15 protein-coding genes and 1 pseudogene are annotated in these 23,598 nt (G+C 42.1%); 8 read left to right on the top strand and 8 right to left on the bottom strand.

The window, feature by feature from the left end:
* The first annotated feature begins 91 nt into the window (after nucleotides 1-91).
* Entirely contained in the window at nucleotides 92-643 is a 552-nt protein-coding gene (locus V7K67_RS22305; protein ID WP_335168464.1) for a hypothetical protein, read from the top strand.
* 650 nt (nucleotides 644-1,293) lie between these two features.
* Here V7K67_RS22305 and V7K67_RS22295 read toward each other — a convergent pair.
* Both V7K67_RS22295 and V7K67_RS22290 read right to left on the bottom strand, forming a co-directional pair.
* Nucleotides 1,294-2,079, bottom strand: a complete 786-nt coding sequence (locus V7K67_RS22295) for an HAD family hydrolase (protein ID WP_334732979.1) — start codon at nucleotides 2,077-2,079, stop codon at nucleotides 1,294-1,296.
* Between the two features lie 139 nt (nucleotides 2,080-2,218).
* Nucleotides 2,219-2,785: a Rieske 2Fe-2S domain-containing protein gene (locus tag V7K67_RS22290; protein ID WP_334709971.1), complete on the bottom strand. Its 567-nt coding sequence runs from the start codon at nucleotides 2,783-2,785 to the stop codon at nucleotides 2,219-2,221.
* Nucleotides 2,786-3,088: 303 nt separating this feature from the next.
* Between V7K67_RS22290 and V7K67_RS22285 the strand changes: the two genes are divergently transcribed.
* Nucleotides 3,089-3,424: a hypothetical protein gene (locus V7K67_RS22285; protein WP_334709970.1), complete on the top strand. Its 336-nt coding sequence runs from the start codon at nucleotides 3,089-3,091 to the stop codon at nucleotides 3,422-3,424.
* Nucleotides 3,425-3,821: 397 nt separating this feature from the next.
* Here V7K67_RS22285 and V7K67_RS22280 read toward each other — a convergent pair whose 3' ends face one another.
* The gene (locus tag V7K67_RS22280) at nucleotides 3,822-5,729 is read right to left on the bottom strand and encodes a heavy metal translocating P-type ATPase (RefSeq protein WP_335168461.1); all 1,908 of its coding nucleotides are present in this window, start codon (nucleotides 5,727-5,729) and stop codon (nucleotides 3,822-3,824) included.
* A 213-nt stretch (nucleotides 5,730-5,942) separates the two neighbouring features.
* On the opposite strand from V7K67_RS22280, the gene V7K67_RS22275 reads away from it, so the two are divergent.
* From V7K67_RS22275 to V7K67_RS22260, 4 genes are all read left to right on the top strand, one after another.
* Nucleotides 5,943-7,073, top strand: coding sequence for an AAA family ATPase (locus tag V7K67_RS22275; RefSeq protein ID WP_335168459.1), 1,131 nt, complete (start codon nucleotides 5,943-5,945; stop codon nucleotides 7,071-7,073).
* Nucleotides 7,060-7,638, top strand: a complete 579-nt coding sequence (locus V7K67_RS22270; RefSeq protein WP_334732982.1) for a hypothetical protein — start codon at nucleotides 7,060-7,062, stop codon at nucleotides 7,636-7,638. Before V7K67_RS22275 ends, V7K67_RS22270 begins: the two co-directional genes overlap by 14 nt.
* Nucleotides 7,635-8,741 (top strand): precorrin-8X methylmutase, encoded by a 1,107-nt coding sequence (locus V7K67_RS22265; protein WP_334732983.1) that lies wholly within the window; start codon nucleotides 7,635-7,637, stop codon nucleotides 8,739-8,741. Before V7K67_RS22270 ends, V7K67_RS22265 begins: the two co-directional genes overlap by 4 nt.
* A 364-nt stretch (nucleotides 8,742-9,105) precedes the next feature.
* Nucleotides 9,106-12,738, top strand: a complete 3,633-nt coding sequence (locus tag V7K67_RS22260) for a DUF4912 domain-containing protein (RefSeq protein ID WP_335168457.1) — start codon at nucleotides 9,106-9,108, stop codon at nucleotides 12,736-12,738.
* A gap of 144 nt (nucleotides 12,739-12,882) precedes the next feature.
* Here the strand turns inward: V7K67_RS22260 and V7K67_RS34510 are convergent.
* The 3 genes and pseudogenes from V7K67_RS34510 to V7K67_RS22250 form a co-directional block, all read right to left on the bottom strand.
* A pseudogene (locus tag V7K67_RS34510) lies at nucleotides 12,883-13,011 on the bottom strand (IS982 family transposase); the annotation flags it as partial.
* Nucleotides 13,012-13,546: 535 nt separating this feature from the next.
* Nucleotides 13,547-14,740 (bottom strand): 4-hydroxy-3-methylbut-2-enyl diphosphate reductase, encoded by a 1,194-nt coding sequence (locus V7K67_RS22255; RefSeq protein WP_335168455.1) that lies wholly within the window; start codon nucleotides 14,738-14,740, stop codon nucleotides 13,547-13,549.
* A 127-nt stretch (nucleotides 14,741-14,867) separates the two neighbouring features.
* Nucleotides 14,868-15,725 carry an SGNH/GDSL hydrolase family protein gene (locus V7K67_RS22250; protein ID WP_334709961.1) on the bottom strand — a complete coding sequence of 286 codons (858 nt, stop codon included), beginning with the start codon at nucleotides 15,723-15,725 and terminating at the stop codon, nucleotides 14,868-14,870.
* Nucleotides 15,726-15,748: 23 nt separating this feature from the next.
* On the opposite strand from V7K67_RS22250, the gene V7K67_RS22245 reads away from it, so the two are divergent.
* The gene (locus V7K67_RS22245; RefSeq protein ID WP_335168453.1) at nucleotides 15,749-16,096 is read left to right on the top strand and encodes a hypothetical protein; all 348 of its coding nucleotides are present in this window, start codon (nucleotides 15,749-15,751) and stop codon (nucleotides 16,094-16,096) included.
* On the opposite strand, the gene V7K67_RS22240 is transcribed toward V7K67_RS22245, so the two are convergent.
* Nucleotides 16,031-17,446 carry an ammonium transporter gene (locus V7K67_RS22240; RefSeq protein WP_334734093.1) on the bottom strand — a complete coding sequence of 472 codons (1,416 nt, stop codon included), beginning with the start codon at nucleotides 17,444-17,446 and terminating at the stop codon, nucleotides 16,031-16,033. The two genes, V7K67_RS22245 and V7K67_RS22240, sit on opposite strands and share 66 nt — an antisense overlap.
* A gap of 489 nt (nucleotides 17,447-17,935) precedes the next feature.
* Nucleotides 17,936-18,259, bottom strand: a complete 324-nt coding sequence (locus V7K67_RS22235; RefSeq protein ID WP_335168451.1) for a YnfA family protein — start codon at nucleotides 18,257-18,259, stop codon at nucleotides 17,936-17,938.
* A gap of 336 nt (nucleotides 18,260-18,595) precedes the next feature.
* On the opposite strand from V7K67_RS22235, the gene V7K67_RS22230 reads away from it, so the two are divergent.
* Complete coding sequence (locus V7K67_RS22230; protein ID WP_335168449.1) at nucleotides 18,596-23,239, top strand: GAF domain-containing protein; 4,644 nt, start codon at nucleotides 18,596-18,598, stop codon at nucleotides 23,237-23,239.
* The last annotated feature ends 359 nt before the right edge of the window (nucleotides 23,240-23,598 follow it).

Here is a 23,598-nt window from a genome sequence, read left to right as displayed (position 1 = left end):
TGAATTTTGAAACAATTTTGACGGTGAATAAATTCACCTACCCCTTACCCCCATACATGAATGTAGGGGTTTCCACGGGGCGAGTAATCTGATGAATGAGACTTTAGCAGCCACACTAGGGGAATTACAAGCACAAATATATTGGTTACATGATGCTGAGAAGTTTGCAGAATTGGCATCAGCAGCAGCTACTATATATATGAAACTTGGTTATACTCAACAGCAGGCAGAAACGGCAGGTAACTTAATTAGTCAGGCTTATCAATTAGCGGATGATGCTGCTGATGCCCAGAAAGCAGGTAATTTTGACAAAGAAATGCAGTTTTATTATCAAGCTAAAGATAAATTAACCCAAGTAGAAACTACATTAGTTTATCAAACCAGTATCGCCATACATCAAATGAAATGGTGGATGTATTTTCGTCATAAACAAAAATTACAAATTCTCCTCCACTTATTTTTACAAAATTTTAAAACGGTAGGGTTAATTAACTTACTTACTGCTCTTAAACTTACATATTTTCTAATGGAAATAGGCAGAGTTCACAAATTACGTGACATCGAAACCACCAAACATAATGCTATAAAATACTGGACAGAATTATTGAAAATCAAACCGCCACAATATCCTTATCTCGGTTAAATTGCTTATTTTTAGGCTTGAGCGCGATTGGTAAACTACGCATCCTTAACTTTTCCTCTCTTGATTGGGGAGAGCGCTCACGCGAACGCTTGAATGGGGGCGATAGCAACGATAACAACACAGCCATCACACCTACTTGACCAACAAACCCTTAATTAATGTTTATTTATTTTCAATAATTATCGTAATCTAAAGCTTCATGTGTGTTTTGAGTAAAATTAACAATTGATATTACATTAGATTTTTTTTCATTTTTTTGGAAAGTATTATTCAACTCATTTATCTGATGAAGTTTTTGCGGTGATTGGTACTCCTGCCCAACCACCCAAACCTCGCGGAAAGTCTCCGGGCTGGACACCAGGAAAAAAGCGTCACCGTAAAAACCGATGTCCGATTGTTAAAAAAGCAGTAACATCACCACGTAAAAAGCCATCAGTTGCAGTTTAATACTAAAGACTATTCATAATTTCGCTAAGTCTCTGATTAACTCAGCCCTGCTGGTCATTTTGCATAGCTTAGTCTAAACTCCAGTAAAGAATTGGTATAAGGTAATTTGTAATAGCAGAAAGTTGGGGATTTAGACCCCAACAGATAAACACCACCAAGATAGACAATTACGCGCCAGTGCTTCGCCAATAATTACGAATTAGTTAAAGCCAAGCGGAGAAATCTTTGGCAAACTGAGAAAGCGATAACAACTGAATTCGCGGATCATTTTGGGCAGCTTCCCGTTCTACTTGGGTATTATAGCCCCAGTCTGCAAGGAAAAGTTTCACATCCTCAAGGTCTGCTTGCTGTTGAACTAACTGTAATGTCTTAAGTCTATCTTCTACAAACCAAAGACTAACTAGCTTGTCTCCTGCTGACTCGATTAATTCTCGCAAAATTTCATATTTGGGACGCTTGACTTCTTTGCCAAAAATTGCTTCGGGTGGTAAATTCACCCCTTCTTGTTGCAACAACTGCTGCACAAAACGCCCTTCTTTAGTTGTCACAATGTATAGCTTCACTCCACTGTCAATAGTTAATTTGATTTTTTCTACTACACCCGGATAAAATCTATGTAGGTTTAGCCAACCACCTAAATCTGTGGTAATCCATTTATCTCGTTGGTTATCTAGTTTCGCACCAATTTCTTTTGCTTGTAGCTTGTCATCTAGCAAAAGTTGTGGGGCGATGCTTGCCCATTGATGAAGAATATTTTCATCAGGAATTCCATCTATCAAGGCTTTAATTAAAACAGGCATTTCCCAACCAGTTTCAATTACAGGGCGTAAACGATAGAATCTCAAAGCTAAATCATCTGGTGGTGTATCGTTAGCAGACGACCAAATTTCACAGTAGGTACGCCATGCTACCTCAAAATATTCAATTAGTCCGTCGCAAATCACTCCATCAAAGTCCAGGGCTAAAATCGTGGGACTACTTGCGGTCATTGTTTTGAGGATTAAAACTGCTGTTGCCAGCTTACCCGACAAATCCAAATCATGCAGTAATTTTTGTTAGTCTTTTATAATTTATGACTTGCTTAAAAAGTATGGTGGCATTGTCCAATCTGATTTGATATTGGCTAGGTTAACGAGGATCTACAGCAGGTTTGCGATCAACTAAACGAATTTGATTTTGCTTGACTACTACAGTGATTAGTGGTAAAGAGCGGTTAGCTGGGCCATGAACAACTCGACCCTGAGAATCGTATTGAGATCCATGACAAGGACAAATAAAGTGATTCTTCTCAAGATCCCATGAGACTGTACATCCTAAATGGGTACAGATTGGATTGATTGCGTACTCAGCAATCTTTGGCCCGTCTTGGATAATCAGATAATCAACGCTACGATCTGGCAAGCCTTTTACGAGAATCGGAATTCCTGGCTTTGCAGTTGCTAATAGTGTATTAGCCTCAATTTTCTTGCCATCTTGAGCCAACGCCACCGATCCGGGAAGATAATTTTGACAGCGCGAATTCTCAGGATAAAGTGAGCAAAGGTTTTCTAAGTCTATCTCACGACTTTGGCTGACTTTGGGAAACAGATATCCCATAGCTACAGATGCAGCTGTAGTACCTAGCATGTAGGTTAAGAAATCCCGACGCGTTTTTATGATCGCTGGAATTTTGCCAGTAGAAGAATTTTCTCTCATAATTCGATTTACCAATAAAGGTCTACAACTATACTACGGCGTGATCGCATCAGGATTAATGTACATTTGTGTTTTTTGCTTTTTTTAAGAGTTTCTCCGGCAACTTTAATTTTTAATTCTTATTTATTTCTGGAGTAAGAGGTTATTTATAAACCTGAGAGTTTGAATCTAACCTAAGATATGTTCCTCACAAAAATTATTCAAAATCTCTTCTCAAACTCTCTCCAGAGAAAGAACTCTTTGTACCTTTGATTTTCTAAGCTGTTGTTAGTCAAGCCACATATTTCAATAACTGAAAAATCCATGACTGAGAATAATCAAGAAAATCAAATTAATCAACCAGTAAGCGAAGATTTAAATTCTCGTGAACAGCCAAATGTGAACGAAAGAAACTTAACCGCGAATCCGGGAGATAGAATCACTGATGAGTCTCAATCAGTTAAAGATAAAGCTCAACAGTTAGCTGTCGATGATGTTCCAGACATTACAGGTGATAGAATCACAGTCCCGACTTACTTTGTTGTGGATGAACCCAACGGCGAAAAGAAGGCGCTCCACCACGTTAAAGATGCTGAAGAGATTTCTGACGTAATTCGGCAAGCACGAGTTGACGAAAATGGAAATCGAGTTTGGTGGTAGTTGTTTATTGAAGACGCAGGGATGCGGAGAAGTTATCAAATACTTTGTCCGCTTCTTTGCGTCTCTCGTTGACCGAACAAGGCAAAAGTGAAAAGTAAAAAGGCACTCATAAAGCAATACGCTTGGGTTAAGGCTAAAACTCTTTGTCAAATTCAATTTTTTTAACGTAGACGCAAAGCGGCTTGCCGCAGGCTACCGCCTTCTCTGCGAGAGGCTTTGCCAACGCGCAGCGTCTCGTAAGAGTTGAACGCAAAGGACGCAAAAAGAAGAAAGAAATGCTTAACTGAACTGTATTGACTTATAAAGAAAAAGAAAAATGGTCACAAGCCCCTAAATTTATTTATGGGGATTATCTTTTTACTTTTTAATGCGTTTTCTTTGCTCAAGTTAGTCTATCTTATTTCAGCAATCTTAGTCCACTGAGGGTAACTAACACAGTAGAACCTTCATGGCCAATAACGCCGATAGGTAAGTTAATATTCCCCAGAAAGTTGCCTACTAAAAGCAACAGAATGAAACCCAACGCTACGACTATATTTTGTTTTACTATGAGTTGCGATCGCCTACCCAAATGTATCGCTACAGCAATTTTTTCTAACCTGTCTGCCATCAGTACGATATCTGCGGTTTCCAGCGCCACATCACTACCAGATATTCCCATCGCTATACCTACAGATGCTTGTGCTAAAGCTGGTGCATCATTAATTCCATCGCCTACCATTGCCACAGTTTGATATTGTTGCTGTAGACGGCGGATCACATCGAGCTTATCTTCTGGCAGAAGTTGGGCATATACCCGATCAATTCCGACTGCTTTGGCGATACTTTGAGCAGTTTCCTGATTATCCCCGGTTAACATGACAATTTGCTCAACTCCTAGCTTCTTCAACCGGCTAATGGTTGCAGCTGCTTGCGATCTTACTTGATCTGCGATCGCAATTACACCCATCACCTCTACTCCCCATGCAACCCAAACGACAGTTTTACCTTCTAGCTCCAAAGATTGAGCGATTTCTCGCAATTTTTCAGGTAAATTTATTACATACTGTTGCACAAAAACAGCATTCCCGACAATTATCTGTTGTTCTTGAGCAATTCCGACAATTCCTTGTCCGGGTATGGCTTGCACTTGTATTGCACTAACCCAATTTAAATCACGAGCCGCCTGTACAATTGCCTTACCGATGGGATGTTCAGAAGATGATTCCACACTAACAGCAGTTTTCAATACATCATCTTGAGTATATTCACTAGCTGAAATTACTTGGAATACCTGCACCTGTCCTGTTGTGAGAGTACCAGTTTTATCAAATGCGATCGCACGAACTTTGCCAATCTTCTCCAACTGCGCCCCATTCTTAAACAAAATGCCTTGTCTTGCACCATTGGCGATTCCCGAAAGCAGAGTGGGCATAATTGCAGCCATTAGCGCACAGGGAGAAGCTACTACCAAAAAGGTAAGGGCGCGATAAATTGTTGTTTCCCAATCCCATCCCCAAAGAAATGGCGGTAAAGTTGCCAGTAATATCCCAGCTACTACAATGACTTTGGCATATCTTTTCTCAAAGCGATCAATAAACTCTTGGGAAGGAGGTGCTTCTGTCTGCGCCTGTTCTACCAAACGAATCACACGCTGAATCAAGCTGCTTTGGGCTGGTTTGTGTACTTTAATTTGCAATGCGCCATAGCCGTTGAGTGTACCAGCGAATACTTCTTCGCCCACTGTTTTTTCTATAGGTAAAGACTCGCCTGTGATTGCAGCTTGATTGAGAGTGCTGTAACCAGATAAAATTATTCCATCAGTAGGAATTAGCTCTCCAGGTTTGACGACAATTTCATCACCCACTTTTAGCTGACTGATAGGAATTTCCTCTTCCCTTCCCTGAAGTAAAACTCTTGCTATATCTGGTGTCAGGCTCATCAAACTTCTGATACTGCGTTCAGTTCGCTGCATCGCATAGCCTTCTAGTGCGCCACTGATGGCAAATATCAGAATCAAAATTGCTCCATCAATAATTAGATGATATTCTCTTCGCCATAAGCCGAGGCTAGCAGCACCAATGGCGGCGACAATCATCAGCAAATCTACATCGAGTTCTTTTTCTTTGAAGAGGGTGGTTAATCCTTCCCGCGCACTTTCATAACCACCAATTACATAAGCAGCAGGTAGCAGCAGGAATGCCAATCCTAACCAACCGAGATGTAAGGCGAACCATCCGAGAAATAACAGTAAGCCGCACAAAAGGGCTGCTACGGTATCTGCGTGTTCTTTGGTGAATTGGGTAAAACGCTGGGGGTAGAGCATAAGAGATGAATTAACAAGGACTCTCTTACGCTAAACCTTGACATTAATGTTAATGTCAAGGTTTATAATGATTTTGAAACGCAGAGGGGCGCTGAGGGAAGCGCTGAGGTACGCAAAGCTATATATATTCTTGGAGCGTTTTTCAAAAGCGGGATGTGGGTAAATGGGACGATTTAACTGTTAACTTTAAAATTGCACTAGGAGGAAAAATCTATGTTAAAGCGAATATATATTGATAACTTTCGCGGGTTGGTAAATTTTGAGATGAATTTTGACTCGATTAACCTGTTTATTGGTGGGAATGGGACAGGTAAATCAACTGTTTTTGAAGTTTTACGGAAAATTCAAACTTTTGTAAGTGGTAGCAAAAACCTAGAAGAAATTTTTGAATATACTGACTGTACTCGCTGGCAGACTTTACCAATTCAGCGTTTTGAGCTAGAAATTACTGGCAATGGTGGTCATTATAAATATGAATTTGCCATTAGGCATAATCAAGACAAAAATCATGTTGAATATGAACGTCTTTGGTTTAATAACCAAATTTTACTAAAATTTGAAGGAGATGAAGTTCAACTTTTTAGAGAAGACACTTCTGAAGTAACAAAAATTTTATTTTCTTTGCAATTGTCAAAATTAAGTTCTCTACTAATCTTATTTTCGGGAGAGACTAATGGTACAAAGCTAGCTTGGTTTAGCAAACGAATGCAGCGATTCATTATTGTACAAATTGTTCCTAGTCTGATGGTTGATGGCAGTGGGAAAGAAGAAATAAGCCTAGATTTTAGGATGGAGAATTTTGTTTCTTGGTATCGCTATATTTCACAAGATCAAGGTAAAATTTCTGAACTTATGAACATTCTAAAAAATGTATTAGATGGTTTTGTAAGTTTTAAGTTTGAACAGTTCAGTGAAAAATATCGAACTCTGAAATTACGATTTACAACAGGTGAAGATAGAAGAAATATTATTGATTATCGCTTTAGTGAATTATCTGATGGACAAAAAGTACTAATTGCTCTGTATACACTTCTTTATTGTACTCAATCTGAAGATTATACATTATGTATAGATGAACCAGAAAACTTTTTAGCCCTGCCAGAAATTCAGCCTTGGGTAATTCAACTTTATGATTTTTGTATTGACGGAAAAATACAAGCTTTACTAATCTCCCATCATCCTGTATTAATTAATTATCTTCTAGCTTCACCGATAGGTTATTGGTTTGAACGTCAAAGTAATGCACCTGCACGAGTAAAACCAATTAGTAATCAAGAAGCTGAAAATTCAGGATTACCAATTTCAGAACTGATTGCACGGGGCTGGCTGTATGACCCAGAATAGAGTACAGATAGTAATTTTGTGCGAGGATCTACAACAGCAAGTTTTTGCATATCATTTTTTGAAAAAGCGAGGCTTTAATATAAGTCCAAAAAACATCACAATTAGGACTTCTCCAAAAGGTAAAGGTGCAGGAGAGCGGTTTGTTATAAAGTATTATGCAGCAGAGGTTAAAGAATACCGACGAAAAAACTATCGTTCAGGAATGCTAATAGTGTTGATTGATGCAGATACTTCAACAGTAAAGGCAACACTGAAAGAATTAGATAATGCACTGATAGAAAATTCACAGGAACTTCGTAAGCCTGATGAGAAAATAGCAATCTTTGTACCAAAAAGAAATATCGAAACTTGGATACATTATTTACTAACAGGAGAAGTTGTTGAAGAAGAAGCAGAAAAATCCAAATATCCAAAATTTCCTAAAAATGAAGCAACTTGTAAACCCGGCGTTGAACAATTAGCAAACCAGTGTTCTCAAGGGAGTTTGGATGAAAATGCACCGCCATCTCTTCAGGCTGCGTGTGAAGAGTTACAAAGAATTTTACCGTTATTAAATAACTTATGAACGCTGATTGCTTAACTATTAAAGAACTCACTGATGCGGTAGGCGGCGGTTTGACTCCGCGAATGGTGCGACATTATCATCAATTGGGACTGCTACCGCAACCAGTGCGATCGCGCAGCAATTACCGTCTCTACACCCAAAAAGATGTCCTCCGGTTGCAACGGATTGTCGCACTCAAGCAGCAAGGGTTTCAGCTAAACCATATCCGCCACATTTTGGAGGTGGAACCAGAAGCTGACACAACTGTTAACCTCATGGGACAACTCCAGCAGCAATATCGGGCGGTGATGCAACAAATTTCTCAGCTGCGACAAACTGCGTCAGCATTAGAAGGATTATTGGGGCGCGATCGCCATTGTCAAATTATCCAAGCAGAAGTTTTGGCGCAACTGAAGTTACTCGATGTCGAAACTCAAGCCGGATTGGGGGGATTGGAAAATCTCTGGAGTGGGTTAGATGGCGAAATTCATACCCATTCAGAAGTTTTTACCGAATCGCTACAACGTTTACTACCTGATTTGTCTCAGCGTTCGGAAATTGAACAGCATTTAATTTCTCAGTTGGTTTTGGCTTGTGGCGATGTCAGTTTAGTGTCTTTTATTAAATTGAGTCGAGATGCGATCGCAGCTAGTCGAGAAGCTTTATCTTCAAGCTGTGAAATTGTTGTCGATACCCAAACGGTTGCTGCTGCTTTAGATCAAACCCGATTACTTCACTTGGGATGCCGCACCGAAACCTTAATTGATAACCCCCATATTACCACCGCCACAGAGGCAGAACTCGCCTTTTGGCAACATCAAGAATGGCGAGAAAAATTGCAGCAAGTAAGTCAGGGTTGTGTGCTGGTAATTGGTTATGCTCCCTCAGTACTTCTCGAAGCTTGTGAAGCGATTGCTAACCAGAAAATTCAGCCTGCATTAGTAATTGGAATGCCCATTGGCTTTAGCCATGCTCCCGCAGCCAAGCGACAACTGATGCAACAAGGGATACCTTATATTACAGTTGCAGGGACTTTAGGAGGTGGCGCATTAGCTGCAACTGCCCTAAATGCGTTGGTTGAGTCACTAATTGATAAGCCAGACTGCCATTGTTATCTCAAATGAATAAGTATTCACTCAGCACTCATAACTCAGCACTACTGAAAATAATATTGTTAAATAATATTGAATTTGTTACACTTTACCAGTTTTAGTAATTCAATAATTCATAACTGTGGCCGTAAGCTACCAACTTGGTATAAGTTGCAATATAACTTAGAAAAATTTATAGTAAACAGACTTTGGCAATTAGAGTATAAATTATCATGCTATACAAGCTACAGCGAAGTATAAATCAGTACGAGTGCTTTGAAGTAATTAGAACTAAAGATAACTCAGATGTATAATTAGCGCGTCTCCTCCATAATTCCTAACAAGATCGCGATTTAGGAATGGCAGGCTTTCTATTTTTTACTTTAATTAAGGGCATATGTGGCAACAAGAAAAAAAAGATACTTCGATAGTCAGGCTGGTATTATGGGTTGCCTTAGCTACAACCCCGATGGCAGCAACTCTGGTGTTATCAGCGCCAATGCTGGCACAATCTACACCGGAAGCGACCTCTTTTCCACTGCCAACAACAGTGCAGAATGGCTCAACAGTGCGGATTGACGGTTCTAGTAGTTTGAGTGCAATCAACCAAAGTCTGAAAAAAAGTTTTGAAAAACAGTTTGTCGGCACAAAGGTTGAAGTTGCTGCTAATGGTACTAGTACGGCACTAAAAAAGTTGCTAGATGGCAAAATCGACATAGTAGCAATGGGGCGCGGCTTGACACCAGCCGAAAAAGCCCAAGGACTAGAGCAAGTTCGCTTGCGGCGTGAGAAGATTGCGATCGTGGTTGGTGCAGATAATCCTTTTAAAGGAAGCTTGACTAGTAAACAATTCGCCCGGATTTTCCGGGGACAAATTACCAATTGGTCACAACTGGGAGGGACTTCAGAGAAGATTCGGTTAATCGATCACCCGAACACAAGTGAAACTCGCAATACTTTTCGTACTTATCCAGCCTTCAAAACTGCTGAATTTGCGACAGGGGCCAATGCTACCCAACTAACTGAGGATAATACCGCAGAAATCATTAAACAACTGGGCAAAGACGGTATCAGCTATGTGTTAGCTAATCAGGTATCGAAGTTGAAAGGTGTGCGAGTTCTGCAATTACATCAAGCCTTACCAGAAGATGCGAAGTATCCCTTCTCGCAACCTTTAGTCTACGTTTACAAAAAAAATCCCAGCTTAACTATAGTTGATTTTCTCGGCTATACTTTGGCTCCCCCAGGACAGCAGGCTATAGAACAAGCTAGAGTTGCTGAAGCAGCGGCGATCGCAGCCAGGGTATTACAACCCACTGCTTTCACAGCTTTACCCAATGCCCAGACGACACCAGCAGCTACGCCTTCCCCTAGTACCACTACTTCTGTATTTGCCCAACGGCCCTTTGTGGCTGCTCCAGCACAAAACAGTCCAATTGTAAACAAAGAAACACCCTTGTGGTTGCTGCTACCTTTGTTTTTTGTAACTGTAGCTGGAGGATTATTCTGGTGGATTTTGGGAAAACGCCCATCCCCCACTGAGAAAACAGACAACTCGCCAGAATCAAATCCTCATTTACCGAACACAGAAGATGGAGAAACAGCGGTACTCAATGCCAGCACAACTTCCTCCCTCAATGGAGCGATACTTGAGGAGCAGCCAGTGTCGCACTTTCAAGAGCAAGAAACCCCCGATCGCACTCCTTTCAACATCTATGCTCAAACACAATCTGACCTGACCCAGAATGCTACTCAGGGGACATCAAATTTAGTGCAAGAGGCCACTAATGGTACCTCTAACCATTACGAAGGCACATCGGGCAAAACTAATGGATCGGAAAATAACAACTTGGGAGCCGCAGCTTTAACCGGTGGTGCGGCTCTGGCAACAGGTATCGGGGCAGCTACCTGGTCTACCTTTAACAACAAAGATACAGAAACAGACGCTATCAATAAGACAATTGAGCTAAATAATTATACGGGGACAAATCCTCCTGAGTCTGATGAAGTTGAATGGGACATAGAAGCCCCAGCAGCTGTAGTAAATACTCCATATCCTCACCTGGCTAATATTCCAGAAGATATTTCTGATGTGGAACTGCCTTCATCGGAGGTGACAGCCCCACTCCCAGAATTACCAAATCTGCCAGAAATAACATCTGATTTTGGATATTGGGACACAGCAATTGAAGATCAAGCAGATGAGGAACTCCAAGCAGAGTTGAACTGGCTAGAGAGTATTACCTCAACTGAAGATACAGCCCCAGTAGATGAATTGCCCTTACCAGAGTCTAGCGGAGTAGCAGCCGATGTAGAACCATCAGCGACACAAACATCTTCACTGTTAAATTTACCAGAATTACCAGAAGAAGATGCCTTTAATGTGGTGGCGGACGCGGCCGAACCCACTGTTGCTCTACCAGAAGAAACATCTCCAGTAGAACCGACTGCTGGGGAAAATGTTGCGGAAACGAACTCCACAGATTTTGCTACTGCTGCGGCTTTAGCAGCAGGCGTAGGGATTGGAACCTGGGCTAGTACTTTGGCATCAGATGGCCAAGCCCAAATTGATACTCCGGTTGACAATGAGCCAATTGCAGCCGAAGCAGCTATTGGTTTGGTAGATGTAGATGACGAGAGCAGTATTGTGCTGACCCTACATACTTATACATTGGCTCATGTCTCTTGGGAGATTTCCGAAGCCAAGAAAGCCTCGCTGCAACAACAGGGTGGCTCTCAATTGGTAGTGCGGCTTTACGATGTGACTGGCATTGACCTGAGTTATCAAAGTCCCAACCTTGTAAAGCAGTACGAATCTGAAGAGACAGTATACGAAGGACTGGTGGATATTCCTGTCACCGATCGCAACTACATAGCTGAAATTGGCTATATCGCTTATGGCGAGTACTGGTTATTCATCGCCCGTTCCGCAGTTCTTCGTGTCTTCAATCCTATCCATCCAGATCCCATCGTTGCTGATATGCCGATTCCTGATGAAACAGATATTCACTTAGGATATCTGGAAGAAGAGAGCAGTATTGTCCTCACACCCCGTACTCACCAATGGGCTGATGTCTCTTGGGAAATATCCGAAACCAAAAAAGCAGCACTGCAACAACAGGGCGGCTCTCAATTGGTAGTGCGGCTTCATGATGTGACTGGAATAGACCTGAGTTATCAAAATCCTCAGTTTGTCCAGCAGTATGAATGTGAAGAGACAGCACAGGATCGCTTTGTGGAAATTCCCATCAGCGATCGCGATTACATAGCTGAAATTGGCTATGTCGCTGATGGCAATCGCTGGTTATTCATTGCTCGTTCTGCGATCGTTCGTGTTTTCAGTCCTGTCCATCCAGATCCCACAACAGATTCTACAGTTTCTCCAGTTGAAAATGTCGCCTTAACAAGCGAAACAGCTATTGGTTGGGCAAATGTAGAAGCAGAGATCCCTGAAGAAGAGAGCAGTATTGTCCTCACACCCCGCACTCCCAAATGGGCTTATGTCTCTTGGTATATTTCCAAGACTCAGGCCGAAGCGCTGCAACAACAGGGTGCTTCACAACTGGTAGTGCGACTCTACGATGTAACTGGCATTGACTTGAGTTATCAAAGTCCCCAGTTGATACAGCAGTATGAATCTGAAGAGGTAGCACGCGATCGCTTTGTGGCTATTCCCGTGAGCGATCGCGATTACATGGTTGAAATTGGCTATATTGCTGATGGCGATGCCTACGGCGGTAAACTACCTTGGTTACTTATAGCCCGTTCAACTAACGTTCGGGTCTTCAGTCGTCCCCACGGAGATTTCTGGTTTGTGGCCGATGCTGAGTTGATTATTCACGGAGCAACCCAACCAAATACAACTGTAAACATTGGTGGTCATACCATCAAAATCAAACCCGATGGTACTTTCCACTTACGTCTCCCCTTTTCAGATGGTTTAATGGACTATCTGATCACAGTAGCTGCTGATGGAGAATCCACAAGAACTATTCATAAGAAGTTCTCTCAGGAAACTTCCGAAAGCTAAGATTACCGTGATTTATCCCCTCTCAACCTACACACTTTCCCCTTTGAGTTAAGTGTGGTGAGAGGGGATTTTATTATATATAGCGGTTTTCAAATGGATAGAATACACTACTCTAATCCCTAATTCCACGTGAGTTCGACGGAACTAAAAAATGGCAGGAGGTAGTGCAGGTAAATCTTTTGGGTAAATGTCAATCGAGGGTTTTTTAGGCAAGTAGGTATAAGCAGCTAAACCAGCCATCAAATTAACTAAAAAGTTAAATGGGCTACGATGGCAGCAAGCTTTTTTGGCTTTTATACCCGTCGAACTCACGTTAATTCCCTAGTCCCTCAATACGGTTCGGTTAAGGCAAGAGACGCGATAAATCGCCGTCTCTACAAAGGACTGATTACAATACTGCTCGGTTAAGGAATTTCTTGGTTGAGGCAAGCAGGGGGAGCAGGAGGAGAAATGGAGGCAGGGGAAGAGTTTTGCCTCCCCTACCTCCCCTGCTTATCCGAGCAGTATTGCCTAGTCCCTTTCCTTTGCCAAAGTGTATTTTACACAACCAACAAGCGTTATATTTTAGGTTATGTAATGCGACAATTGTCTCTTTCTTTCGATTTGTCGAGCAATCGTTGTTGATAAAGCGCACCGACGTAGGGAAATTGCCCCAATTGATGAGCCATGTTATCAATGGCTGCTTAAACTAAACGAGACTTTGACAATTAAATAGCTAAATGCTACTCATCGCAGCAACAACTATAATGTCATTCCCCTCTAACCAGATTCTCCCCTTTTAGGAGGAAATGGAGAGAGGGGATTTAGTCTATTTTTTGACTGCAAAAATCTTCTCAATCACATCTTCTACTACCTTATCTGGTGTGGAAGCACCAGAAGTAATTCCCACAGAAATTTCTCCCTTTGGCAACCAGTTTTCTGTAGTTATTAACTCCCCATTTAATTGTCGATGTTCAATGGAATTTCCTGATTTTAAGCGTTCAACAGTATCAATGTGATAGGAAGGGATTTTCCGCTCAAAAGCAATTTGTTGCAACTGAGTAGTATTCGATGAATTAAACCCACCAATTACTACCATTAAATCTAAATTATCTTCCACTAACTCCAACATGGCATCTTGACGTTCTTGGGTAGCGTCACAAATGGTGTTGAAGCTTTGGAAATGCTGATTTAACTCAATAGGGCCATATTTCTGCAACATAGTCCGCTCAAAAAGCTTACCGATTTCCTCAGTTTCACCTTTAAGCATGGTAGTTTGGTTGGCAATGCCAACTCTTGCTAAATCTCGATCGGGGTCAAATCCTGCTGAACAAGCTTTAGCAAATTTGGTCAAAAATTCTTCACGGTTCCCGCCATTGATAATATAGCTAGCAACATATTCTGCTTCTGGCAAATTTAACACTATTAAATACTTGCCAGCAAAGGAACTAGTCGCAACTGTTTCTTCGTGCTTATATTTACCGTGAATAATGGAAGTATAATCAATTTTTTTGTGCTTTTCTACTGTATTCCAAACTTTAGATACCCAAGGACAAGTAGTATCAACAATTTTGCAGCCTTTATCGTGAAGTATCTGCATTTCTTGAACGCTAGCCCCAAAAGCGGGTAATATGACCACATCACCAGTTCCAACAACAGAAAAGTCTTTATTCTTTCCTTCAACGGGGATGAATTGTACTTCCATTTCCTGCATCCGCTGATTTACAGAAGGATTGTGGATAATCTCGTTAGTAATCCAAATTTGTTCTGTGGGGAAGTGCTGACGGGTTTCGTAAGCCATTGCTACAGCCCGTTCTACACCCCAGCAAAAGCCAAAGGCTTTTGCTAGTCGGATTGTCACATTGCCCCGTTGTAGAGTGTAATTGCGATCGCGAATTTCTTGAATCAAGTTACTCTGATACTCTGACTGCAACTGAGTAGCAACTTCTGCTTGATGACCAAAGCCCTTGCGATTGTAATTTTCTGAATGTTGGAGGCTGCGCTTAAAAGCTTTTGTATCCATGAGATTTGTCTACTTAAACCACTATTTCTTATTTTCTCGTGCCCAGACGCGATTTATACAGAGTTGTATTCAAAGATATTATCAGAGAGCGGGAAAGGGGCTAAGGGATTTAATATCCTTACCATTTTCACTTTAACCTTTTACCCTCTTTTTCTTGCTGGGGTTTTAATTCGATCTCGCTATAAATCTGCAATGCAGAACGCCAAACTATATAACCTTCTGGACTTAAGTGCAAGCCATCAGTAGTAAATTCGCGGCGGAGATTTCCTTGTTTGTTGGTAAACAGGGGATGTAAATCGAGATATTTGACACCTTTTTTGGTACAGATGCTTTGTAGTTGCTGATTCAACTCGCGAATGCGACTATTGGCAACAGCTAACAGGTTTCCTCGTCCTTTCCAGGTTGCGTCCTCTGCCCCATGTGGCAAAATCGACTGAACAACAATTTGTGCTGTGGGATGCGTCTTTCGTAGGTAACTGATAATTTGCCGTTGATTATCTAAAATTTCTCCATCACTCATCCCCCGAATGAGGTCATTAATGCCAATCATCACAAAAATCACCTCTGGCTGGGTGCGGTTAAATATTGTTAATCTTTTCAAGAGACCATTGCTAGTTTCGCCAGAAATTCCTTGATTGAGCCAACTTTTACCTTCAGGTAATAACTCAGGGGGAAACCACAAACTCAGAGAATCTCCCGCCAGGATGCTTAAATGCGGAGGACGTTGGTCAGCAGCGACCTTGGCTTCTTGCTTGAGAATATCTACCCACTCCTGGTAAGTGAGTTGGTGACGGCGACCTAAATCAGGTGTAGCAATTGGGCGATCGCTATTTAGGTTGATTGGCTCTGGGGATGTTATTATCCCAAAAAAAGCGGCCAATCTCTGCTGTTGCCAAATTAGCAGAATGACCGCCAACATTAGGATGCCGTTGGTTAACAGCGAGAAAAATGCCCAGAGAGGAAAGGTTTTAAAAGAAGTAGACACGACTAGCGAAATTTACCAATTATTTGAATCAAATTTTAACGCTAGCGATCGCAAATGACACAACTTTAAATTGGGGATTGGGGACTGGGGACTGGGGATTGGGGATTGGGGACTGGGGATTGGGGACTGGGGATTGGGGATTGGGGATTGGGGATTGGGGATTGGGGATTGGGGATTGGGGATTGGGGATTGGGGATTGGGGATTGGGGGAGAATCATTCCCTACTCCCTACTCCCTACTCCCTACTCCCTACTCCCTACTCCCTACTCCCTACTCCCTACTCCCTACTCCCTACTCCCTACTCCCTACTGAGTCGGACGATCGCCAAACTCGGAGTTGTAACCTTCTTCGCCGTGTTCGTTGATATCTAAACCTTGCAATTCTGCTTCCTCTTTAACTCGCAGCCCGACTGTAGCATCGATAACCTTGAGAATAATCCACGTACCAACACCTGCGATCGCATAAGCAACGGCAATTGCTGCTAGTTCAACTCCCAATTCACCAAAATTACCACGCAGTACTCCTTCTTTACCTCCTCCGTTAACTTGAGTCGTGGCAAAGACTGCGGTTAAAATTGCCCCTACTGTACCACCAACCCCATGCACGGGATAGGTATCTAAAGCATCGTCAATTTCTAGCTTGTGCTTGAAACTAATGGCATAGAAGCAAACAAAGGCGGTGATGAAACCAATTAAAATCGCTGATAGCGGTGTGACAAATCCGGCGGCAGGAGTGATGCCCACCAAACCAGCAACGGCTCCTGTTGCTGCTCCCACGGCGGTTGGTTTACCCCGCAAAGCTGCTTCCAAAATTAACCACATTAAAGCCGCCGCCGCTGCCGCTGCATTGGTGGCGACAAAGGCTGTGGTTGCCAAATTTGTGACTACAGTGCCAGAAGTTCCACTAGCAACTGATAGGGCACTACCAGCGTTGAAGCCGAACCAACCAAACCACAGCAAACCAGCACCTAACAAAATAAATGGAACGTTGTGCGGCGGGCTAAGGCGATCAGGATGGGTTTTCCGAGGCCCAAGGACGATCGCTGCTACTAGGGCTGAAACACCAGAACTAATATGAACTACTGTGCCACCTGCAAAGTCGAGGGCACCCAATCCACCATACAAACCTAAAAATCCACCTTTCGCCCATACCATGTGAGCTAGAGGGGCGTAAACAAAGGTTGACCACAGTAGGACAAACAGTGAATAGGCACGGAAACTCATCCGTTCTGCGATCGCTCCAGAAATTAAGGCTGGGGTGATAATCGCAAACATGGCTTGATAGATCATGAATGCCTGGTGGGGTATCGTTCCGGCATAAGAGACGACTTCTGGCGGGTTTGACCCTTTGAGATAATCAGTGACTTCTAATCCGACACCATTCAACCCAAGCCACTGTAATCCACCGATAAACGGTAAACCTGGCGCAAAAGAAAGACTATAGCCCCACAAAATCCAGGTAACTCCGACGATCGCCATTAACACAAAGCTCATCATCAATGTGTTTAAGATATTGCGCGATCGCACAAATCCACCATAGAAAAACGCCAATCCTGGTGTCATTAGTAGTACGAGCGCTGCTGAAATCAGCATAAATGCCGTATCTCCAGTATCAGCAGTAGGTGGAGCAGCAGCAGGGGTTTGGGCCAAAGCATCGCCCATCAACGGCCCTGCCAAAAACAGTAGGGTCATAGCCCCAATCATCACAAATTTCTTCAACACTTCTTTCTCTTCCTAAGCACCGATGATTTGTATACTTAACTACATTTGATTACTTTTAGTTACACCTTTTTGTCTTTAAAGATACTTAACCTGAATTTTCTGGAAATGTTAACAAAAATATAATCCTGATTGTAGTTCCCAAGATCGAAATAAGGGTGTGACGATGCAATCATTGCATCTTTTTTTTGAAAAATAGCATTTTATTCAAGCGCTACAAAATTCCAAATTTTTAGTTACTTACTGTTACAAACCAAAATAATTCTGAGAATTGACAAATATTGTAAATTATCGCCAGTCTTATCGGAAAATTTGCACAAAAAATATCTCATGAGTTCTCTTCCTATCTCCCGTATAAACGCGTAGATATCTACTTGCCTGATTCTCATCGCTTAGTTGCTAAAAAACTTTTGCAATTTTGCGTGAGATTACCATCTGTTTTAAAAGGAATAATATAAAAGCTATTGGTCAAAAATAATATAGAAAATTTACTTAAGTTCTCGGAGCAAACATGATAATTAATACACTCGCTAAAGCTAAACATACTCCGATTAAGTCGTAACGGTCTGGAGTTACCCCGTCTACCTTCCAGCCCCAAAACGTTGCCATTGCAATAAACACGCCGCCATAAGCTGCATACACTCTGCCAAAATTTGCCGGTTGGAGAGTTGCAAGAACCCCGTAGAAAGCCAAAGCAATTCCTCCCAATAGGCCCCACCAAAAAGGCTTACCTTCGCGCAACCACAACCAGATCAGGTAGCCGCCCCCAATTTCAAAGAAACCAGCCCACAAAAAATACAGTAGTGACTTAATCATTTGATCGATTATTTAATAAGATCGAACTCAGTGAAATTACGCTAACGCTTTTAACTAAACTATTGTCATTAATTAAAGTAAGTTTGTTGAATTGGGCATTGGGCAAAACAGTTCCGTTAGCGGTAGCCGGGCGTTTAGCCCGTTCCGAGTTCTGAGTGCTGAGTGGGAAATCTCACTTCTTTACTCAGCACGGGCTAAACGCCCCGCTATCGCTAACAGCACTCATTACTCTTGAGGGGCATTGGTTATTTCCCCTCTGCTCCCCCTGCTCCCCCTGCTCCCCCTGCCTCCCCAATCCCCACTCCCCAATCCCCAGAATGTAGATAAGGCTCACGGATGAAAGCACCATTACCTGATAACGAAGCACAGAGAATTGAGACGCTTTTACAATATAAGATTTTGGATACGCCATCTGAAGCCGCCTTTGACGACCTTACCCGTTTAGCTTCGTATATTTGTCAGACTCCTATTGCCTTAATTAGCTTAATTGATACAAATCGCCAGTGGTTCAAATCAAAAGTCGGAATGGAAGCCCTAGAAACACACCGAGATTTGGCATTCTGTGCCCATGCTATACTCCAGCCTGACGTTTTGGTTGTGCCTGATGCAACAAATGACGAACGATTCGCTACAAACCCACTGGTAATATCTGACCCAAATATTCGGTTTTATGCTGGTGTACCTCTGATTAACCCTGAGGGATACGCACTAGGAACCCTGTGTGTAATTGATTACGTACCACGAGAACTTAATCCAGAACAACTGGAGGCATTGCGAACCTTAGGTCGTCATGTCATCAAGCAACTGGAATTACGCCGAAATTTAGCAAGTTTAGTACTTGTTACTAAGAAAGGCAAACAGGCGCAGAGGGTAGGCAAACAATTTTTCAAAAAGATTGCAGCAGGTTTGGCTTTCGCGTCGGCAATGGTAGTTCTAATGGGCGTGGTTTCTTATCAAAATACAAGAGTATCTACTAATAATCGTAGTCTAATAAAAAAGACTTATAAAAAAATCAACAGCCTAGAAAAACTACTGTCCCAAATCAAAGATGCCGAGACTGGACAAAGTAGTTATATCTTCACTGGAGAACAAATTTATCTAAAACCTTATCAAACAGCACTCGCTAACGTCGATCAAGAAATTGCCAACCTGAAGGATTTAACAGCAGATCAACCGAACCAACAAAAGCAGATTGCAACCCTTGAATTTCTTATCACGGCTAAACTTGCTGAACTAAAACAGACTATCGACTTGCGCCAGAGTCAGGGATTAGAGACGGCGTTACTAGTACTACAGAAAAATAATCAGCAAAATCTCATGGACGATATCCGCAAGGCGATCGATGAGATGGTGGAAGAGCAAAGGGGACAGCTTCAGCAGCAGTTACAAACAGCAAAGGCTTGGATTCGCAACACAATTCTGACACTTGCGATCGCAATCTGCCTAAGTTTTATTGTTCTTGCTGTAGTCTACTACTTCATCTATCGTGAGGTTACAGAGCGGAAAAAAACAGAAGAAACCTTAAATCAAGAACGCAATTTTATCTCAGCAGTCCTTGATACAGTAGGTATGTTGGTAATAGTTATCGACACTCAAGGACAAATCGTTCGTTTCAATCAAGCTTGTGAGCAAATAACAGGTTACTCCTTCGATGAGGTGAGGGGTAGGTATTTCTGGAACTTATTCCTACTTCCTGAAGAGTTGGAGCCAGTCAAAGCAGTTTTTGAGCAATTGCTAACTGGTGGAGGCTTCCTGAAGTACGAAAACTATTGGGTAATGAAGGATGGCAGTCGGCGACTGATTGCCTGGTCGAATACCTTCTTAAAAGACTATGAAGGATCAGTGGAATATATCATTAGCACTGGCATTGACATCACGGATCACAAACGCGCACAACAGCATCTAACTGCCCAATATGCTACAACCCGCGTCTTAGCAGAGTCCACCACAATCGGCGAAGCTACTCGCCAAATTTTGCAAGGTATCTGTGAGAGTTTGGTATGGGATTTGGGTGAAATTTGGATGGTCGATGAGCAAACAAATGTACTGCGTTTTCTCGATATCTGGCATAAAGCATCCCTGGAAATGCAGGAGTTTGAATCACTGAAGCGGCAAACCACTTTTCCGCCAGGAATTGGACTACCTGGACGGGTTTGGGCTAGTTCTGAACCTGTTTGGATTGCTGATATCGCTAAAGATATTAACTTCCCTAACTTCAAAATTGCTGCTAAAGTAGGAATACACGCCGCTTTTGGTTTTCCAATCCGCAGCGGTCAAAAAATCCTCGGTGTTATTACCTGCTTCAACCGTGAAATCTATCCGCCTGACCAAGATTTGGTAAAAACGATGAATTATATCGGTGAACAAGTGGGGCAATTTATCCAACGCAAACAGGCTGAAAAAGAAATACAACGCCAAAATTTGCGATCGCAACTATTTACCGAAATTACCCTCAAAATTCGCCAGTCTTTGAAAATCGAAGAAATTCTCCAAATCACTGTCGAGGAGGTACAAAAGATTCTCCAGACTGACCGAGTTTTGATCTATCAGTTTTTGCCAGATGAGTCTGCAACCACCGTTACTGAAGCAGTAGTTTCTGGCTTACCAGCAATCAAAGAGCAAAATATCACTCCCCTTTATTTACAAGCAGAATATCTACAACAGTATTATCTACAGCAGTACCGTCAAGGACAGATGTTAGAACTGACTAACTTGGATCTGCCAGAAGTTGAACAAACTCATCTGGAATTGATACAACAATTTGGTGTCAAAGTCAATTTGGTTGTGCCCATTCTTGTCAAAGAAGAACTTCGCGGTTTGCTCATAGTTCATCAGTGTGACGATTCCCACCACTGGTCTAGCTTTGAAACTCATCTTTTGCGGCAAATAGCCGACCAAGTAGGTATTGCCTTAGTTCAAGCCCAACTATTAGCAGCAGAAACTCGTCAGCGCCAAGAACTGGAAATTGCCCGTCGCCAAGCTGAATTAGCTTCTCAGATGAAAAGTGCCTTTTTAGCAAATATTAGTCATGAAATTCGGACTCCGATGAACGCTGTATTGGGGATGACCAGCTTGGTATTAGATACTCCTTTAGATGCAGAACAGCGAGATTTTATTGAAACAATTCGCAGTAGTGGAGATGCCCTTTTAAGTTTAATCAACGAGATTTTGGATCTTTCCAAACTTGAGGCTGGAGAGATGGCTCTCGAAACTCTAGATTTTGACCTATCCACTTGTGTAGAAGAAGTGGTGGAATTATTGGCTCCCTCAGCCCATAACAAGGGATTAGAAATTGCCGCACTGATTGAGCATAACGTCCCCACCCACCTTAAAGGAGATACTGGTAGGCTGCGGCAAATTCTGATGAACTTAATCAGCAATGCGATCAAGTTTACCAGCGCTGGTGAAGTATTAGTGCAAGCCGAATTGCGTTCCCTTTCCTCCACTACAGCCACCATCCATTTTGACATCACAGATACAGGTCTTGGCATTAGCCCTGAAGACCAACGCAAACTCTTTACGCCATTTACTCAAGTGGATGCTTCTACCACTCGTAAATATGGGGGTACTGGTTTGGGATTAGCTATTTGTAAACAACTTGTAACCTTGATGGGAGGAGTGATTGGGGTAGAAAGTCAAACAGGGAAAGGATCGAAGTTTTGGTTTGAGGTACTTTTTACCAAGCAAGTTGAGCCTGTTTTGCCAAAATGCGAACACCCACTTTTACACAATCACCGCTTGTTAATAGTAGATAACAACGCTACTAATTGCAAAATTATCTCCCATCAAGCTACTCATTGGGGAATGCAGGTAGATCAAGCTGACAATATTGCTGCGGCCCTGAAAGTTATTCAGCAAGCTTGTGAGCACGGAAAACCATATCATATCGCCTTGATTGATATGCAAAGAACTCAAACTGATGGCATGACAATCAAAGAACAAATTCAAGCTAATTCTGCACTTGCTGAAATCCCTCTGATTATGCTCGCCTCTACTAATCAACGGGATGAAGTGCAGCAGGCACTCAAAATCGGATTTGCAGCTTCTTTGGTCAAACCCATTAGGCCATCACGACTCCTCGATACCATCATCACTATTTTAGGAGTGCAGTCGGAATCAGAACAAGAGGCTACTAAAGAAATCCAGAGTCCAGAAAATTCAGACATTCTTGCTTCCTCTTTCCCTAACCCTTCTACGAAATCCAAGTTAAGAATTCTCCTAGCAGAAGATAATTTGGTGAATCAGAAAGTAGCCTTGAAACAACTCCAGAGTTTGGGCTATAAAGCCGATGTCGTTGCCAATGGAAAGGAAGTTTTGCAGCTATTAGAAAAAATTCCTTACGATTTGATTCTCATGGATTGCCAAATGCCAATTCTCGACGGTTTGGAAACCACAAAAGAAATTCATCGTTGGCAAGAGGACGCCTTTGCCCTGGGTCATCGTCCTGTGGTGATTGCGATGACGGCAAATGTGATGAAAGAAGACCAACAAACGTGTCTCAATGCCGGAATGGACGACTATCTGAGTAAGCCAGTTTTTAAAGAAAAATTGGCTGCCACTCTAGAGCATTGGACAGGCGTGATCACTTCCCAACAAGAGACAGTTGTATATGAACAAGTAGTTTCCACCACAAACAACGGCATAGATGATCTAGCAATTGATTGGGAACACTTGCATCAGATATCGGGAAATGATGAAGAATTTGAACTAAATCTATTGCAATTATGCGTTGAAGATATTAAACCACGTTTAGAGATCATTGAAATAGCGATCGCACATCATAACTTTGACCAAATAGCACGAGAAGCTCATCACCTTAAAGGTGCTAGTGCCAACATTGGAGCCACAGCTATGTATCTAGCCGCTGACAAACTAGAACAACTAGCTAACGATCAAGACCTTAGAGGTACTACCAACTTAATTTCAGAATTAGAAGAATTTGTCAACCGCATTCAAGAATTTTTAACAAATATAGAATAAAGGCGTCAGAAGCCAGGATTCAAAACTGAATTCTGTATCAATACTTTTCGGTTAAGAATTAAGCAGTATTAATAATGGAAAAATTGAGTGGCTGGCGTTGATTACCAGTGCCACGATGAACAGGCTTCTGAGAGGATGTTTTAAAAGTATTGGGCGAATAGAATTCGCTACTACACTAGCATTGTCCGCCTCCGCAGACTAACACAAAATTAAGGTTTTCAACCCACGGAGGTGGGTAAAGTCTCGTGTAGCCGCGATTTCTAATCGCTTTTTGGGCACGAGCGAGAGCCGGATGGCGCTGTAACTCTCTCTGTCTTGTCCTCTCGCGGTAGAATGTAGTAGCGCAGTAAGCTTAATTT

Origin of the sequence: Nostoc sp. (assembly GCF_036917155.1) — a bacterium.
GTDB lineage: Bacteria > Cyanobacteriota > Cyanobacteriia > Cyanobacteriales > Nostocaceae > Nostoc.
This window is presented reverse-complemented; position numbering and strand designations above follow the sequence as displayed.